The sequence below is a fragment of the Fibrobacter sp. UWOV1 genome, from assembly GCF_900142495.1.
Lineage (GTDB): Bacteria > Fibrobacterota > Fibrobacteria > Fibrobacterales > Fibrobacteraceae > Fibrobacter.
Genome location: NZ_FRBA01000002.1, coordinates 38,185 through 55,327, shown reverse-complemented (window position 1 = coordinate 55,327; position 17,143 = coordinate 38,185). Strand labels below are relative to the sequence as shown.

11 protein-coding genes are annotated in these 17,143 nt (G+C 52.9%); 3 read left to right on the top strand and 8 right to left on the bottom strand.

What is annotated here, in order from left to right; translation table 11 throughout:
* Window positions 1-18: 18 nt before the first annotated feature.
* The gene (locus tag BUC02_RS04035; RefSeq protein WP_073319776.1) at window positions 19-2,247 is read left to right on the top strand and encodes a cellulase family glycosylhydrolase; all 2,229 of its coding nucleotides are present in this window, start codon (window positions 19-21) and stop codon (window positions 2,245-2,247) included.
* A 408-nt stretch (window positions 2,248-2,655) separates the two neighbouring features.
* On the opposite strand, the gene BUC02_RS04030 is transcribed toward BUC02_RS04035, so the two are convergent.
* From BUC02_RS04030 to BUC02_RS04005, 6 genes are read right to left on the bottom strand one after another with little or no spacing between them, the layout of a single operon-like run.
* Window positions 2,656-3,711 (bottom strand): glycoside hydrolase family 18 protein, encoded by a 1,056-nt coding sequence (locus BUC02_RS04030; RefSeq protein ID WP_073319072.1) that lies wholly within the window; start codon window positions 3,709-3,711, stop codon window positions 2,656-2,658.
* A 14-nt stretch (window positions 3,712-3,725) separates the two neighbouring features.
* On the bottom strand, window positions 3,726-4,661 hold the full coding sequence (locus BUC02_RS04025) for a hypothetical protein (protein ID WP_073319069.1): 936 nt from the start codon (window positions 4,659-4,661) through the stop codon (window positions 3,726-3,728).
* Between the two features lie 10 nt (window positions 4,662-4,671).
* The gene (locus tag BUC02_RS04020; RefSeq protein WP_073319065.1) at window positions 4,672-6,822 is read right to left on the bottom strand and encodes a hypothetical protein; all 2,151 of its coding nucleotides are present in this window, start codon (window positions 6,820-6,822) and stop codon (window positions 4,672-4,674) included.
* A 15-nt stretch (window positions 6,823-6,837) separates the two neighbouring features.
* Entirely contained in the window at window positions 6,838-9,099 is a 2,262-nt protein-coding gene (locus BUC02_RS04015; RefSeq protein ID WP_254794090.1) for a hypothetical protein, read from the bottom strand.
* Window positions 9,100-9,114: 15 nt separating this feature from the next.
* Complete coding sequence (locus tag BUC02_RS04010; RefSeq protein ID WP_175549795.1) at window positions 9,115-11,670, bottom strand: hypothetical protein; 2,556 nt, start codon at window positions 11,668-11,670, stop codon at window positions 9,115-9,117.
* 9 nt (window positions 11,671-11,679) lie between these two features.
* On the bottom strand, window positions 11,680-12,423 hold the full coding sequence (locus BUC02_RS04005; protein WP_073319062.1) for a carbohydrate binding domain-containing protein: 744 nt from the start codon (window positions 12,421-12,423) through the stop codon (window positions 11,680-11,682).
* 238 nt (window positions 12,424-12,661) lie between these two features.
* Here BUC02_RS04005 and BUC02_RS04000 point away from each other — a divergent pair, with 238 nt between their 5' ends.
* Window positions 12,662-13,816, top strand: a complete 1,155-nt coding sequence (locus BUC02_RS04000; RefSeq protein ID WP_073319059.1) for a glycoside hydrolase family 5 protein — start codon at window positions 12,662-12,664, stop codon at window positions 13,814-13,816.
* 9 nt (window positions 13,817-13,825) lie between these two features.
* Here the strand turns inward: BUC02_RS04000 and lpxA are convergent, their stop codons facing one another.
* Complete coding sequence (lpxA, locus tag BUC02_RS03995) at window positions 13,826-14,593, bottom strand: acyl-ACP--UDP-N-acetylglucosamine O-acyltransferase (protein ID WP_073319056.1); 768 nt, start codon at window positions 14,591-14,593, stop codon at window positions 13,826-13,828.
* Between the two features lie 165 nt (window positions 14,594-14,758).
* On the opposite strand from lpxA, the gene BUC02_RS03990 reads away from it, so the two are divergent.
* Complete coding sequence (locus BUC02_RS03990) at window positions 14,759-15,793, top strand: glycosyltransferase (protein ID WP_254794088.1); 1,035 nt, start codon at window positions 14,759-14,761, stop codon at window positions 15,791-15,793.
* 55 nt (window positions 15,794-15,848) lie between these two features.
* On the opposite strand, the gene BUC02_RS03985 is transcribed toward BUC02_RS03990, so the two are convergent.
* Window positions 15,849-17,141 carry a CCA tRNA nucleotidyltransferase gene (locus tag BUC02_RS03985; RefSeq protein ID WP_073319050.1) on the bottom strand — a complete coding sequence of 431 codons (1,293 nt, stop codon included), beginning with the start codon at window positions 17,139-17,141 and terminating at the stop codon, window positions 15,849-15,851.
* Between the last annotated feature and the right edge of the window lie 2 nt (window positions 17,142-17,143).

Sequence of the window (17,143 nt, the reverse complement as noted above, 5' to 3'; positions counted from 1 at the left end):
ATCTATAAGGGAAAACTCATGAAAGCTACAAAATTACTCCCCTGCCTGCTCGCCTTCGCAGCCATTCCTGCAATGGCCGCTGCAGCAAATGCAACCCCAAAACGTATTGGCCCCGTAAGCTACTACGGAGCACTTCACACCAGTGGTGGTAAAATCATCGGTTCCAAGAACAACGAAGAAGCCGTGATCCGCGGCATGAGCCTTTTCTGGTCCGACGCTACAGGTATACCCTACTACAACAAGAACGTCATTAGCTGGGCAGCCGAAAACCTGCCCATGGACGTTTTCCGTTTCGCCATGGGTATTAACTATTACGACAGCAATGGCGGTACTAGCAATGCCCTCGACAAGAGTTATTCCTATGCGGGCGCACCCGAAGGATACATGACCACGATCGACCAAATGGTGGAAGCCGCTATCGAAAACGACATCTACATCATTCTCGACTGGCACAGCCACCGCGCCGACAGCGAACAAAGCATCGCCAAGGAATTCTTCAAGAAGATGGCGGAAAAGTACAAAGACGTTCCTAACGTCATTTACGAAATCTTTAACGAACCCGTGAACCAGGGCTGGAGCCAGATCCAGAGCTATGCCAATGCCGTTATCCCCGGTATTCGCGCAAGCACCGAAAACCTGGTGCTGGTCGGCACCCCGAGCTGGTCTCAGATGACCCAGTACGGTGGCGTCAGCGGCACGAACGTGGGCTACGTGCTCCACTTCTATGCAGGCACCCATGGTGTCGGAACCTACGGTGGACGCGCTACCCAGGCCAAGAGCTCCGGTAACGCCGTGTTCATTACCGAATGGGGCACCACCAATGCCGACGGTGCTGGCAGCCCGAGCAGCGGCAGCACCCAGGAATGGATGAGCTTCATGGACCAGAACAACATCAGTAACTGTAACTGGAGTCTGCGCGCTGTCGGTAGCCAATACGCAACCGATGGCAAGCAAGAAACTTCAGCCATATTCGATGGAGGCTCCGACGGAGATTTGAACACTGTCGGCAAGCTCAACAGCGCAAGCTACAGTGCTTCTGGCAAGCTGGTTCAGCCGTACCTTGCAAAGCACAAACGCGACTGGGCAAGCATGCTAGCCAAAACCCTGAAGAGCGGTTCCTGCTCCTTTAACGCTACGACGGTCAAGGAATCCGAATCTAGCGTCGCAAGCGCCTTCAAGTCCGGTTGTACTTACTCGTCCAGCAACGAAGGCGTCGTGACCTCTACCGGCGATGTCAAGAGCGCTGGTTACGTCATCATGACCGCTAACGACGGCTCTCAATCCGTGGTGCAGGTGACGGCTATTCCCAAGCAGACTATTCCGAACTTCCAGGATCTGTCTTGCAACTACAGTGGTACCTGCAACGTCAACCGCGCAATCTCTTACTCGAAGAAAGACGACAAGACCCTCAAGGAATGGATTCTGACAACGGAAACCAAGACTCTTGAAGGATCCACCTTCACCCTCACCTCTCTCAACCCTGAAATCGTCACAGTCAAGAAGGCCTCCTGCGTTTCTTCTTCCTGCTCTAATACACAGAGCGGCAAGCAGGTCACCATGTTCGAGTTCAAGGGCTTCGGTACGGCAAAGATTGTCGGAACCGCTCCGGCAGCCACCGGTTTTGGCGCTCTGAACGACACCATCACGGTGACCTTCACCAAGGCTACCAACAAGATGACCAACAACTTCAAGAACACTACGCTCGCCTTCGGTGCAAGCGCACCCAAGTTGCTCCCGGACACCACGATGTACCACACCAAGGTTACCTACACCTTCAACGGCAAGGATTCCTCTCCTTACGTGACCAAGAGTGGTAACGGCCTTACCGCCGGCAACCAGAACGCTATCGTGCGCATTACCGCTAACGCCCCAGAAGCAGACAACTACCAGGAATTCCACCAGAGCATTACGGTAATCGTGGGTGACAGCTCTCAGGCTGTGAACAAGGACGAATACTACAGCTCTGAACCGGTCGTCGTTCCGCCGGATACTGGCGTTGGCATTCTCAAGACGAACAAGGTCCTGCCTCTGCACGCCACTATCGCCAAGTCCATGCTGAGCGTAGGCTCTCGCGATGCTGGCGACATCAACGTGGACGTATTCTCGGTGACGGGCCAGAAGGTTCTCTCCAAGACCATGCGCAACAACGCAACGATGTCTCTCGCCAATGTCCCGACCGGTTCTTACCTGATCGTGATTACCCAGGACATCAAGCAGCTGAACGTCAAGTGGAACAAGGCTGAATAATCCAGTTCCCGCGAACTAAAGCGCAGTACATTTTAAATACAGGCTAAGCAATTAGCCTGTATTTTTTTTGCCCTCATTTTTACGCACATTGTATTGCTGCATACAGCAAGCGCATATTGCCTAAACGCATATTGCCGGCAACCATACTGTGCCATGACAGTCTGCAATTATAGCAGGCGCAACGCAACAAACAACACGAAGCCCTAATCATTCACTCATAGACGGCGATTGCAGGCGATTTATGACAAGGGTTCTTGCCCACGCAACACATCGAATAAGCAGCGTAGCGCAGGCATATACCAGAAGAACGACGTGTTGCCAAGAAGATTACTGTACCCGACTACTACCGCATAAAAAAAGACCCCGCTTCGAGCGAGGTCCTAAAGAACTTTCCCAGCGAACTAAGGATTACTTCTTCTTAGCCTTGTAGTTGACTTCGGGGCGGAGCTGCAAGCCGATGGTCACGAGGAGCGAGACAATCGGTTCGTGATGGTCTTGGGAGAGGTCATAGACCGCAACACCGGCCATGCCTTCGCTCTTGACCTGTTCGGCCACTGCCTTCACAGAAGGGATGCCCATGAACACGATGGTTTCTGCATCGCTCACGGCCACTTCGGACTTGGAAGAAGCATCGAAGGTCACCTTGTATTCCGGAGAATCAAACTTGCCCATGAGTTCGGCGTAGGACACATAACCTTCGTTACCGCTACCCGTACCCTGGTGAGAAGTTCCGAGGCCCTTGGCACCGCTCCAGGTCTTGCCATAAAGGAAGATTACCGGCACGAGCAAGTCGCCGTTCACGCCGGCGCCCTTCACTGCATCCAAGGTTTCTTCGACAGATTTAGCACTCTGGTTCGGGACCACGGAGGAATTGTCTTCGGTCATCTGGTCGGCCATGAACACGTCCACGTAAGCGAGGCGGTTCAGAGCGTCTGCCTTGTAGGCATCCATGCCGGCAGCCGGATAAATCACGGCGGTCACCGTAGAGCCCGAAAGGCCATCGACCAAGGCATTCAACAACTTGGCGTAATCTTCGGCATCTTCTGCCGTGAGGTTCTGCCAGTCCACTTCCACGCCGTCGCCGCCGTTTGCAGAAAGCCAGCTAGAGACATTCGAAACGAAAGTCGGCAAAAGTTCTTCGGAAGAAGCGATAGCCTTCAAGTTGCCTTCGTTTTCGATACCACCCACGGAGACAATCAACTTCACGTTGTTGTCTTTGGACATCTGCACAAGCGTCTTGAAGTTTTCGGCGTCGTTTTCGTCAGCAAAGGCGACCGAGCCGTCTTCACCGGCTGCGAGGCCGACATAGTGAATGTCGGTCACAAAGTTGTAGCGGATATCCTTCGGATAGAACTGAGAATACTGGCTCCAGTAAGGGTAGAATCCAACCACCTTGTCGGCGGCAGCCTGGGCAGTAACCGCAGCTCCAAGAGCAAAAGTCAAAAGAATCGATTTAATGTTCATAATTTCACCTCGCCCTAGTTAATTTCACGGATCTGACCATTGTCGTCGCAGTAAAGCTTGGTTGCCGGATAAACCTCGGTTTTCACCGGGTTGGCCTTTTCAGCTTCGGTACAGGCGCGATAAGCCCAGCCATGAGCCTTACCGAACATGACGTACTGGTAAGAAATGGCGAACGTATCGATGGCAACACTCTGCAGCATCGTCAAGTCGTCGTCAACACCGTAGAAGTTCAACTGGTTCAAAACCTTCATGTGTGCGGCGGAAATCGCACCTGCAGTCGGCACCGAGATGGTGTCCATCTTCAAGGTATCCGTTTCAGCCTTGGTACCCTTTTTATTGAAGCTCATCTTTTCGGTGATTTCAATATCCACAGTATCAGAGCAAGCGGTCTTGTCGCATGTCTTGTAGCCATGAACAGCCGTAATGGTCGTGCCATCTTCTGCATAGTCGATCTTACCGGTTACAGCACCCTTCTTTACGCCAAAGTAAACAAGGGTCACAACAGGAGCCGCAGCATCGGTAGAATCGTCAATCGCAAGTATCAAGGTGTCCCTTTTCGTTTCGCTTGCGAAAACGGAATCCTTAGTGCCACCGGCCCAGTCCTTTTCCCAGTCAGCTTCGGTAAAGCCGCCAAGCTGGGTAGAGACCATGATCGTGTGGAGCATTTCCGTACTGTCGGCATACTTGGCAATGTCAGCTTCCTTTGTAGAATCAAAAGCAGCCTGAGTGCCATTTGCCTTGGCGGCATCGGCAAGTTTCGAATTGTAGCTTGCCACAAAATCCTTAATCTGGACACGGACCAATTCAGGGTGCAGCTGAATGTAAGCAGCATCGCTGAAATCTGCGGGGAAGTTTCCGGCCAAGGCCTCTTCGTCGTCAACATCCATGGAGGAGCAGCCGATAAGAGCAGAGGCAACCGCAGCAGAGAATAAAAGCTTAAAATTTTTCATTGCACACCTCTTAGAAGTTCACCGTCACGTCGGCGATGATAACGTTCTTGTCGATAGAAAGTTCTTGATTAGCAGGAGCGCCGGTAGCAAGGTCGATCGTCTGGAACGTCACCTTGTCCGTCAGCAAACCGTACTGGACAGAAAGGTAGGAGTTCGGAGCGATCTTGACTCGAGGACCAGCCAGGAGCAAGGATTCTTCGGCCTTGTTGATTAAGGCGGAACCGGACACCGGGTAAGCGATGCCGAATTCGCGAGTAGACATCTGGTAACCGGCTAGGAGAGCGAGAGGACCAACGACATCTACGTTCAAGCCGGCCATGATGCGGTCGTTCTTACGCTGGAAACCCTTGTCTTCTTCGCTGTGGTCGTAGGAGCCCTGGACCTTGATCTTGCGATCGAGACCCGCAATGCGGCCGACATCCACGCCGAGGCCTGCGCCATAACGCGTGTACTTGATTTCTTCGACATCGGAAGAGACCGTCGAAATCATGCCGAAGATCGCATTCAGTTCAACTGCGCTGTTCCAGTTGAGGTCGACATTGACATTCAAACCCTTGCGGTCGGGAGTTGCAACACCCATAGGCAGGGACATGTCATTTGCCGGATCCATCAGGAACAAGGCCTTGTTCTGGTCAGCAAGTTCAAGACGCTTCAGGACATCGGCATTGTAGCCGTTGCGATAGAAGTGGGCGTTCTTGTAGTTGTTGAACAGGCGAGAGTACATGTTGTTGGATTCCGCATCGTCGGTCAAGACGTTCTTGGAATAAGACGTCATGAGGTTCGTTGCGTTGAGCGGATTGGAATTGTACACGGCCAGGTACATGTTTTCGAGGCTAGCCATGCCGAATTCATCAACCAGGCTAGTGTAGTTGGCGTCCTTGAACAGGGCATTAGCGTTCAGCACCGAGGTGCCGCCACGGTATACCGGGCTAGAAGCCATTTCGCTCCAGAACTTTTCATCGTTCTGCAAGTACATCACCTTGATGGAACCTTCGATACCTGCAATATCCAGGTTCACGAACGGTTCCACATAGAAGGCCATTCCGTCGTCCTTGAAAATTTCTTCTTCATGGACTTCTTCCTGCTTGGTGCTTTCAGAAACCTTGATGTAAATGAAGGACGTATCCATCGGGTTCGTGATAGCCGGATCCATCTTGCTGGTGAATTCGGTAAGAGCGTATTCCTGCTTCTTGTAGTCCCTGACGTAGTCGCGGTCAACGCTCCACCAGCTCTTGGCAAGTTCGCCGTTCAAGCCGAAGGAAACCGGAAGATTCGAGAGCAGTTCCTTGGAATCGAAACCGATTTCAGCAGAAACCACTGCGTTGTCTTCGTAGTACACGGTGTCGGACTTAGCGATAGCGCGGGAGCGACGGCTCTTTTCGCGGTCAAACACATCGGTGTAGTTCACGCCCAAGTGTGCGCCAAAGGCGTCGGCACCGAGACGCAGGCCGTAGAAGTAGCGGTCAGAGAAATCGAAGTCGAAGAACACCTGGTCATACTTCTTGGCAGTGTTGCGCATACGGGCGCCCGTTGCCTGAGCATGAATATCGCTGAAGGGGCCGACATTGCCGCTATGGAAGTCGGCGTTCAAGCCCTGCATCAGGCGGTTGCTCGTGGTATCGAGGTTACGCATGGCCAAAGCTTCGACTCGCTTCTGGGCAAAGATTTCGGGTTCCTGAAGCAGTTTCTGCTGCGGAGTGTACAAGGTGTAGGGAGTAAAGCCTACGCGCATGTAACCCAGGTTGAAATCCAGGTGCTTGTTCAAGATAGAGCCATCGTAGCTGAACCAGTGGCCAATCACCGGATTGTTGTTTTCGTCAAAAGCGTTCTGCCAATCCTTGTGCAGGCGGAGTTCCAAGTGGATCTGGGTCTCAGAGCTCGGGCGTGCCGTGAGCACCAGGTTAGCGTCTGTATAAGCCTGGTTTTCCTGAGTCGGAGAATCGTCGCTGAACTGGTCGGACTTGGCCATGGAGGTAAGGCCACCAGCCTTGATGTTTCCGTTGAGTTTAAGTCCCAAAACTGCGGCGTTCAGAGAGTCAAGCTTCTGCAGCAAAGAAGTCTGCTGGGCTTCCACGCTCTCGCCTTCGGCAAAGGCCGTTGCAGCAGAGAAGAGGATTGCGGAAGTAAGACCGAAAGCGGAAATTTTCTTATTGAACATCATACTTACACCCTCCCATTAAAATTCCACGTTAATGGAGGCTTCAAGGAGCATCTGCGAGAATTCATGCTTGAACTTTCCAGTCGCATCCTTCTTTACATCGTAATAATCCGGCAGGTTCGGGGAGCCGTCGACGGCGCCGGCGACAAGGAGACCGGTATTGTATTCATTTTCGACATTGATCATACCAAAGTTCACGGCGAGCCATGCGTTAGGAGCAATGTTGTAGTCGAGGCCGACCATCCACTGCATCTGCGTCCCCTTCAGCAAGGGAGCATTCTGCGTAATCGCATTAGACGTATTCGTGAATTCCGTATTGATCATCTGCACGCCGAGATTCACGCCGAGACGCGGCAGGTACTGCACGTAGAGGCCGCCGTTGATGAAGTCGGACTTTACTTCGGACTTCAGCTCAGCTGCGCCAAGCGCTGCCATGAAATCGGTTTCCAAGGAACGTTCGGAATGCTTGTAGGAACCGGAGATTTCAAGCGGCTTCGTGAAACCGACCATCTTGAAGATGTCGACCTTGGCGCCGCCGCCGAATTCCATGTAGTTTGCAGCCTTGTAACTGATGGTCGAAACGTTGCCCATATGGTCGTCTTTCACAACCTTCAGGCCCTTGACCTGGTTGAACATGCTGAACATACCCTGGACTTCGGCAAAGTCCTTGAAATTGCCGGTCAAGGTAGCACGGGCACCCATGCGGTTCGGAGTAGCAAGGCCGTTAGGCAAGGCAAGCTGGAGAGCCGGGTCATAGAGCGTTTCCATCAAAGCGAGCTGGTTGCGCGTGAAGACGTTGGTCGTCCAGGAATTCTTGTTGTAGTTAGCGATGCTGTAGCTTTCGACATCGGAACCGGCAAATGCGTTATCGTCGGTACCGAGAGTCGTTGCCACCGGGCTGAACTTCGGGTCGAAATTGTAGAGAGCGTCAAAGGAAGAATACAGCGGAGAGTTCACGCCGAACTTGACCGTCTGGCCGTCCTTATCGGAGTTCTGGATGCGCTGGGCAAAGAATCGCGGAGACTGAGCGAGGTTATTGAACCAGTTGCTGTCGTTCATCACGAAGTCGACACCAAGGCGGGCACCGAAGGTTTCGTTCTTGTAGCCCACGTTCGCATTGACCAAGAGAGCCGTACCGCTCAGGTCTTCGGTATGGAAGCTGTCGAGAGCGACATAAGGTTCTTCATCTTCGTTCAAGGCGAGTCCGACCAGGTTACCCATTTCGTCGTACTGGAGAGCGTAAGAAGAGTCGGCCGTATAAACCTTGTCGTTGGACATCGCGAATTCGCCAGTCACATCGAGAATCAGGTTGTTGTTCCCCATAAGCGAGGCCACGTCGGCACCCAAGCGACCGCTTACGACCAAAGTCTTCTGCGGGTTGAGTTCGTAGGGGTTGATCGATTCGCGTTCATACGGGTTCGTGTAGTTATTTTTCGGATGACGGTAAGTGTAGGAATAGCTGTCTTCGTTATCGAAGATGTACATGGGAGTCACACCCACGTAGACATTGCGATTGACAGGCAGGAGTTCGAAGTTACCGGCCAAGAGGAACTTGTCCATGTTGGCTGCCTGGGAGGCGCCCCAGACTTGTTCGTTAGGCATGATGTTGCCTTCGGCACCGCCGAGGTCCAAGACCGCGGTACGGTTGATACGGGCGAACAAACCTTCGGCACGGACCTGACCAAGGGCAGAACCGAGATCCTTACGGAACTGGAGGTTGACACCCTGCAGGTTACGCTGGTTGCCTTCGATCATCTGTTCGTGTTCGGCCATGTAACGCTTGCGGGCAAAGATCTGCGGTTCGTACATGATATCGAGGCTCGGCAAGAACAACGTCAGCGGAGAGTACTGCTGGCGGAAATCACCGACGACCCAGTAGAAGGAATCATCCAGATTGCCTTCGACATTGAGCCATGCGACCGAGACGGTCTTTGCGGCAGAAGCGAAGTATTCCTGCATGCCGGCGCCCAGGCGTACCATTGCGTTTGCACGCACATTTTCCCAGGGGCGGAAACCGAAGTTAATGTCAGCAGTCACGAATTCGTCTTTTTCGACACTCGGCATGTGGTTGAGACCCGAATAATCGTTGTCGGTTTCGAACCTGGACGACTGGGCAACCGCGCGAATGGCACCGGTAATTTCAAGACCGCGCTTGGCGTTGATGGAATCTACCTTGCTCTCGAGCAATTCCTGATTTTCTACAGCCGTAGCTGCAGAAGCGGCCATGGAGGCGGCAAGAATGGCGGCAAAAGTCTTTTTCATATTCATAATCTTTTTCATGTTCTGCACCCCCTATTAGAACCAAGCCTTAGCTTCGGCAGAAATGTAGTGGGAATGCCAGTCATTAACCGAAATCGCTTCGTCGGAATGAGTCATCCACTTATAGCGAACGTGCAGACCAGCGCGATCGGCGAAGTCCCAGTCAAAGCCGATACCGATTGCGGTTTCGAGGTAGTTGATCGGGGCCTTTTCGTAGTACAGAGAAGTAAAGCTGTTGATCAGGCTAGAGGTCTTGGAAATGTTCGGGGATACTTCCTTGGCCGTATAAGCGTTTTCGGCGCGGAAGGTTTCAAGACCGAGAACACCCACCATGTGGAAGGTCGGGGTCACAGCGACAGACGGTTCAAAGTGACCGTAGAAGCTCCACAAGAGCATGTCCTTCTGGGATTCGCTATAGGCAATCGGGGCAATCGTCGTAGAGAGACCGGAAATTGCGGCGTAGCCCGTCATCATGATCGTGCGGTCGGTACCGAACCAGCCACCGATATCATAGCCACCCATGAAGGAGAGGTAAGAAGACCACTTGGTGTGAGACGGAACTTCACCCTTTTCGATCTGTTCGGTGCTTTCGTAGGCAACGAAAGATTCCCAGAGTTCCCAGGTTCCACCATAGAGACCGCCCTGCTGGCGATACTGCTTGATACCCCTGTCGGAACCAACCATGGTACCGGTACGGGCCACGTAGGCAGCGCCATCGGCGTTACCGGAGTCTGCCACGAACAGAGGCTTGTGCTTGGTCCAGGAATTCGTGGATTCCCACATGTTACGACCGTTCAAGCGGTAGTTGAAGAAAATGACATCCTGACCGTCTTCGATCTGACGATGCAAACCGTACTGCAAGTCAAAGTAGCCACGGTTGAAGGTCGGTTCCAACTTGAAGTTGAGGCCGGCCATGTTCGGGGTGTAGCGGAGAGAACCACCGTTCAGGTAGGCTTCGTCCTTACGCCAGCTGTTGAAGCGGGACGGGTTGCTCAAAGAATACGGAGAGTAGAAATCCTTCGGGAGGAAGATCGCTTCGACCGTCATGGGCCAGCCTTCGACATACTTGGACTGGGCCTTCACGTAAACACCCACCTGCGGGGTATTCATCTTGGATTCGTTAGCATCCGGGAGGTAACCACTACTGACGTTTGCTTCGTTGTAGTTAGCGGCATCGGCAGTCTGGTAGAAGCGGACAGAGTCCGTCATGCTGAGGGCCACATCGGCCATCAAGTAGAGTTTCGGAGTAACGTTACCCTTGACGTCGATAGAAGCGACATGCGTATTGAGGATCGTAGGGCCGACATCGGAGAACTTAATCCACTGGTTACGGAATTCGTCTTCGTAAATGATGTCGTCGTCAAAGATGACGCCCATGTAGTTCAAACCGAGAGTCAGGTTGTCCGCAATTTTTTCCTTGGCGATACGGCCATGGTAAATGGAACCGCGGAAGTCGTAAGTACCGGACATTTCAAGTTCGCCAGGCTGGCCACCGTACATGCGCAGACCGTCACGGGTACCGATGTCGGCGTCGGCCGGCTGGGACACGAGGAACTGGGCCTTCATGTTGAACGGGAGCTGGTAGACGTTGGCAAACACACCACCGAAGCTGCGGTTGGTCCAGAATGCACGGCCACCTTCCTTGACGGGCTTGAACACCTTTTCCTTATAGTAGGTAGAAACAGTCTTTTCGTCTTCGAACAGTTCATACTGCCAAGCGAAGCGCGGGTTGGTTTCACGTTCCCACATAGTGAGCGGAGAAGCGTTTGCCCAGATAACACCACCGGCGGTCACGTAAGCGCCAAAGACGCCTGCACGAATGTCCACGCCGAAGTTCATTTCTTCGTTCACGGTCGTGGAGTAGTAGTCCGTGGAGTGGTCATACAGGACATGTTCGTCCTTGTTGCCAGGAACCTGAGTCGGGTGCTTGGCAAGGTTGTTGCCATAGAGACCGGACAGGTCGAACGGGAAGCTCATGTTCGTCCAGAGGGTCATGTACGAGTTCGGCATGGCCACAATGTTCATGTTGAGCACGGCGTCCACCGAAGTACGAGCCATGTCGTTCTTGATCCAGGGGCTCTCGTCAGAGTAATGGAAGTTCTTGAGACGGAAGGCCAAGTAACCGGAAACCGCCATCGGAAGATCGTCCTTACCCATAATGGTCGATTCCATGTTGTTGGCAAGGGTATCGAGACCTTCTTCCACGTTGGCCATCTGCGTCTTGGGATCAAGATGCGAGGAGGCGTTCACGACGAGCGGCTGGTAGGGAGCCTTTTCGGCCGGAGTCGCAAGGTCGCGAGCGGGGGCGGCTTCTTCAGCCACCGGTTCGGGCTCGTAAGCCGGTTCAGGTTCGGCGGCAGCTTCTTCGACAGGTTCTTCTGCCGGAGTTTCTTCAGCGGGTTCTTCGGCAGCAGATTCTTCTGCGGCCGGTTCAGATTCGGATGCTTCCGCAACAGATTCTTCGGAGCTTTCTTCAGCAGCGGGAGCGGCTTCTTCGAATTCTTCGGTAGAAGACACTTCGTCGTCCATCTGGGCCAGGGCCAAAGACGTGCAGCAAAGCAGAGTCGTAAATAGTGTAGGTAATTTGCGCATAAAATCCTCTTAAATCTCGTTGCGGAACGGATAGTTCATCGGACCTTCGTAAGCCTTACCGTGCTTCTTGATCACGATATCGTCAATCCAGACCTTGAAGGACTCGTTTTCGTCTTTACGGACTTCGAGACGGAATCCCTTGAAGTTGCTCCAGCTAAACGGCAACATGACTTCGCGGGTATTCTTGGCATCCCAGTACACACCAGTCGTACCGAACAACTTGAGGGGAATGCTAAAGTGTTTCCATTCCGTAGTGATTTCGCCAAGGCTCTTGGAACGGAGCTTCACCTGCAGGGATTCGCCACCGCTCTTCACGCCGTCATCAACGAGCACGAACAAGGCGTTTTCGCCGCCCTGGGCACCCTTGATCCAGAATTCCAGGACACCTTCTTCGAAATACGGAGTCAAGTCGACAGAACCGGCAATACAAATAGCCACACCGGAATAGTCGCTTGCGATAAGTTCAATTTCCATGGAAAGGGCGCCTTCCATGGCATACTTGTCCGTAAGTACCGGTTCGGGGTTTTCACGCGGGTACTGGTAGGTATATCCACCACCACGCGGAATAGCTTCACGCATCACGACGGACACGACATCTTTGTCGGGTCGGAACGGCTTCGCCTGTTTAGTGACAAAACGGGACTGGTCGCGGTCGCGATAGTCGCTAAAACCATAACCAGCAAAAGAGAAAGACGCTAAAAGGAGTACGCCCAAGGCGCACACCCAGCTTGCTTTATGCGGATTTGCTTTCATAATATCTAAAATTCTCCAGATACGGACGGGTACAATATAACTTGTTTTTGAGGGGTTCGGAGGCGCTGTTTTGCAAAAAAAAGGTTGAAGTGGGGTAAATTCTCCCCAAATTTCTTATTTTTCGCTATTTTTCGCGTTTTCGTAAGTAAACACATTATTTTTACTACAGATTGTCCAATCCGTAAAAAAAGTGTAATTTTATTTTACAACCAAGATATTGCCTAATATAGAGGTCTTTATGAAATTTCCGCACTCCTATTCGTTAGCTCTTGCGCTCGCAGGCAGCGTTCTATTTTCCGCCTGTTCTAGCGAAAGCAGCCACAAAGCCGTGGAGCCGACTCCAGAAGAACCTGAACACCAGGTAATCGCCGTAGACTATTCCAAAGGCCGCGCCATGAACAAGCGCCTCGGCAAGGGAATCAACTTGGGAAACTCCTGGGATTCTCAGGGCAACTCGCTGGATTGCAGCTGGGGCAACTGCATCGAAGACAATGACTTTGCCGTAATCAAGAAAACGGGTTTCAACTCCGTCCGTCTCCCGGTTCGTTGGCAGCAGAATTCCGACTACAGCACGCATACCGTCGATCCCGAACGTCTTGAAGGCGTAAAAGAAGATATCAAGCTCGCCTTGGCGCAAGACCTCGCTGTCGTCGTGAACTTCCACCACTACGTGGAATTGAACAACGCCGGTAACAAGTTCAGTTCTGATCCGGCTGCCTACAACGCCGAAAAGGAACATTTCTTGCAGTTGTGGGCACAGGTCGCAGCCGAGCTGGACGCTATCGCTCCGGACTCCATGCTTGTTTTCGAGATCCTGAACGAACCCACCATCGCAAACGCACAAATGGTGGACGAACTCCTGAACGACGCATACAAAGTAATTCGCGCTACAGCACCCGGAAAGACGATCATGTTCGAATCTTACCACGCCGCCAAATTTGCCGACTTGAGTATACTGCACTTGCCGCAAGACGGCAACATCATTTATTCCGGCCATTATTACGAACCCTTCGGCTATAGCCACCAAGGGCACAGCTACCCCTGCAAGGGCGACGCCGCCTACGCCAACAACGCCATGTACGACCTTCAGACTTATGTCAAGCAGGCAACGGCTCTTTATCCGGACGTAAATGGCGGGCACATTCCCATGAACATGGGTGAATTCGGTATTTCGGGCGGTGGCGACTTCGCAAACTCCAGGGAATGCGACGCCGACGGCGTTCTCCCGTCTGCAAGAATGAAGGCCCAGTGGGCAGAAAAGTCGATTGAAATTGCCGAAAGCCTGGACATGTCTTGGCACTATTGGGGCTTTACGAAGGTCGGCGGATTCGAAGCCTACGACCGCAATGAAGCCACCTGGTACGAAGGCTTCCCTGCAGCATTCGGACTTTAATAAGGCTTTTTACGGGCGAACGAGAGTGCCGCCCCAATGCTCGTCAAAGAAGGCTTGGAACAAAGGTTCCGGGCCTTTTTTGAGTTCTTCGATAACTTCGGCAGTGGGGCGCGTGCCGCGATACAGTTCGCGGTAGGCGCGCTGCAAATTCTGGACACGCTCTTCGGGGAAACTTTCGGGATGCAGGCGCAGGGCGTGCAGGTTCAAGGCGCCGTAGCGGATGGGGTTCCCCGACGCCTTGGTGCATGGGGGAACGTCGCGGTCCACCTTGTGCGTGCCACCCACAAAAGCGTAGGCGCCGACTTGATTGCGCTGCTGGATTGCAGTCACGCCACCGATGGTCGCATATTCGCCGATGCGCACGTGGCCGCCCAACTGGCAACTGTTCGCAATGACGACTCCTGTTCGAATGTCGCAGTCATGGGCGATATGCGAGTAGGCCATCACCAAGACATGGTCTGCGACGCGTGTGCAACCGCCGCCCTGTACCGTGCCACGGTTGAGCGTACAATATTCGCGTATGGTGCAGTTTTCGCCAATTTCGAGCCGGGTGGGTTCGCCCGCATATTTTAGATCTTGCGGAGGGCCGCCCAAAATGGCACCGTCATAGACATGCGTATTTTTGCCGACCGATACCCCGCCGTACACATGCACGCGGGACTCCAAGATGACTCCTTCGGCAATTTCGGCACTGGCATCTACCAAACACCACGGACCAATAACGGCAGAATCGTGAACTTTGGCTTGCGGGCTTACAAATGCAGAAGGATGGATCATACTTATGAATTCAGAATTCGGAGTTCAGAGTTAAAAATTAGAAAATACAATTCCGAATTCCGAAATCCGAATTCCGATTTTTCTAACTTTAAGCACATGGGTGGTATTATCATTGCATGCCTTACTGCGCTGTACGTATTGTTGTTCCTATTTTTCATAATAGGAGTGATTCGCACACACCGTTACAGAGGGCCCAAGGCCACCCCGAGCGTCACCGTAGTCGTGCCCATGCGCAACGAAGAAGAATTCGCGCAGCGCACGCTGGAAGCTCTCGCCGAGCAGGATTACGTTGGTGAGTGGGAAGTGATTTGTGTCGATGACCGTTCGACCGATTCCACCAAGGAAATTCTCGAAAAGTTCGCGGCCACCCACCCGAAATTCAGGGTACTCAGCCTTTCGCCTGATTTACCGCAAATCGCAAGCCCCAAGAAGCGCGCCCTAGAAAGCGCATTCAAGATTGCAAAGTACGAAGTGCTTTTGACCATGGACGCCGACTGCATTCCGCGCAAGAGCTGGATTACCGCCATGGCAGGCCGCTTTAACGACGGCATTTGCATTGTGCAGGGCCCCAAGCAGAATAACGGCAGCCGTACCATGCCGCACCTGTACCAGAAACTCGAAACCTTGGGCTACACCGCCATGGAAGCCGCCGGATTCAGCTGGGGACACCCCATTGTGGCGAGCGCGGCCTGCCTTGCCTACAAAAAGGATTTGTTCTTTGCCGTGGGCGGTTTCGGCGACTTGGTGAACCTTTCGAGCGGCGACGACGACATGCTCATCCACAAGATGATGAAAATCCCGGGCACCAAAGTTTGCTACAACCTCGATAAAGACGCGGTCATTGAAACAGCCCCGGTGCATACCTGGAAGCAACTCTTTAACCAACGCGCCCGCTGGAGCAGCAACGGCACCAACTACGAAAGCAAGGCGTACGTCTTGATGCTCACGCTGATTTACACCTACTACATCTGGATGTTCATTAGCCCGTGGTGCGTGCTCTTTTTGGATTGCCCCTGGCAGTGGTGCATTTTCAGCATTCTGCCCAAGATTCTGGTGGACTTTGTATTCCTGATGATTGCTTCGTGGAAATTACACGCCAAGCGCAAGATGCTTGCATTCTTGCCCACCGAAATCATCCAGGTTCCGATGATTGTGTTTGCCGTGCCCGCAGGGATTACAGGTTTATTCCGCTGGAAATAAAAACAATGTGAAATGTGAAGTGTGAAATGTGTAATTAATCATTCCACATCCCACATTAAACATTACACATCTTTTTCGCCCAAGCGATTGCCTCTTCGGCATTCTTGATTTTGCCGTCGAGCTGGAGTTCGAAACTCTTCTTGATAATTTCGCCCATTTGCTTGCCCGGCTTGACGCCCATATCCATGAGCATTTTGCCCATTAGGTAAGGTTGCGGGGCGTTTTCAATCAAATTCAGCTCGTTTGAAGCATTCCAGAACTTGTCGGCAAAGCATTCGCCATCGGCCGTGGAGCCCGCATAGAATTCGCGGGGAGTGCTTTTTACGAGCAAGCCGAGCAACTTTAAGCCGCCGAGCTTTACAGCGAGGCGACGAAGTGCCGGAGCGTCGTTTACGATTGCCGTATCCAGCTCTTGGTAAGCCTTCAAAAGCGGAGGCACAATCTTGAGCAGGTGCGTTTCGTTCGTGATGCGTTCCAGGAACTTGAGCGAAGTTCCAGCGGAGCCACACAAGAGGGTGGCAAAGGCAAATTCCATCGCCTGCGCCTCGGGCAAGGTGTCGCGCAAGGCTACCATGTTGTCGAGAACGATTCCAAGCGTTTCCCAGGAATTCTTGAACGGATGAATCTCGGGGAAATATTCGTCAAGTTTGATGTCCAAGAATGCCTTGAGGCCGAGCGAAGGTTTGCCGGGCTTCAAAAGCCACTTCTTGAATTCTTCGAACAGGCGTTCTACGCTCAAGTCGTCGAGCGAAAGCGTGCGGCAAAGTTCTACCGTAGAGGGCGCAAGCGTGCAACCGAAACGGCTGGCAAACTGCACCCCGCGCAAAATACGCAAGGAATCTTCGGCAAAGGCAGGCCCCACATGACGCAGCGTATGCGACTTCAAGTCATCAATACCGCCGTAAGGGTCGCATAGCGTGAGTTCCGGCAGTTCCATGCCCATGGCATTAATCGTAAAGTCGCGGCGGAGGGCAGCTTCCTTGAAGGAGAGTTTTTCGTCGGTATGCACCACGAAGCCGCGGTGGCCATAGCCCACCTTGCTTTCAGTACGCGGGAACGAAAAATCGAGCGAGAGGCCCTTCATGGCCAAGTGAATCACGCCGAAAGCCTTGCCCACCAAATTCGTGCGGCCGTACTTCGAAAGAATCGGAACAAGCGCGTCTTGCGCCATATCGTAGACTTCGACATCGTAGTCGCGGCAGGACTTGCCTAAAAGCGCATCGCGGACCCAGCCGCCTACTAAAAACGCACGGCCGCCCGCTTCGCGGATATCGCCCGCAATCTTGAGAAGGCGCCCCGGCAAATCCGGTTCGAACCACTCACCTGCAAGTGTCTGCAATTTAGCCATCT

What these genes read in the sequence shown, in the direction of transcription:
- BUC02_RS04005 (WP_073319062.1), bottom strand. Translation starts at nt 12,423, where the DNA reads ATGAAAGCAAATCCGCATAAAGCAAGCTGGGTGTGCGCCTTGGGCGTA.
- BUC02_RS04015 (WP_254794090.1), bottom strand. Translation starts at nt 9,099, where the DNA reads ATGAAAAAGATTATGAATATGAAAAAGACTTTTGCCGCCATTCTTGCC.
- BUC02_RS04030 (WP_073319072.1), bottom strand. Translation starts at nt 3,711, where the DNA reads ATGAACATTAAATCGATTCTTTTGACTTTTGCTCTTGGAGCTGCGGTT.
- BUC02_RS04035 (WP_073319776.1), top strand. Translation starts at nt 19, where the DNA reads ATGAAAGCTACAAAATTACTCCCCTGCCTGCTCGCCTTCGCAGCCATT.
- lpxA (WP_073319056.1), bottom strand. Translation starts at nt 14,593, where the DNA reads ATGATCCATCCTTCTGCATTTGTAAGCCCGCAAGCCAAAGTTCACGAT.
- BUC02_RS04025 (WP_073319069.1), bottom strand. Translation starts at nt 4,661, where the DNA reads ATGAAAAATTTTAAGCTTTTATTCTCTGCTGCGGTTGCCTCTGCTCTT.
- BUC02_RS04020 (WP_073319065.1), bottom strand. Translation starts at nt 6,822, where the DNA reads ATGATGTTCAATAAGAAAATTTCCGCTTTCGGTCTTACTTCCGCAATC.
- BUC02_RS04000 (WP_073319059.1), top strand. Translation starts at nt 12,662, where the DNA reads ATGAAATTTCCGCACTCCTATTCGTTAGCTCTTGCGCTCGCAGGCAGC.
- BUC02_RS03985 (WP_073319050.1), bottom strand. Translation starts at nt 17,141, where the DNA reads ATGGCTAAATTGCAGACACTTGCAGGTGAGTGGTTCGAACCGGATTTG.
- BUC02_RS04010 (WP_175549795.1), bottom strand. Translation starts at nt 11,670, where the DNA reads ATGCGCAAATTACCTACACTATTTACGACTCTGCTTTGCTGCACGTCT.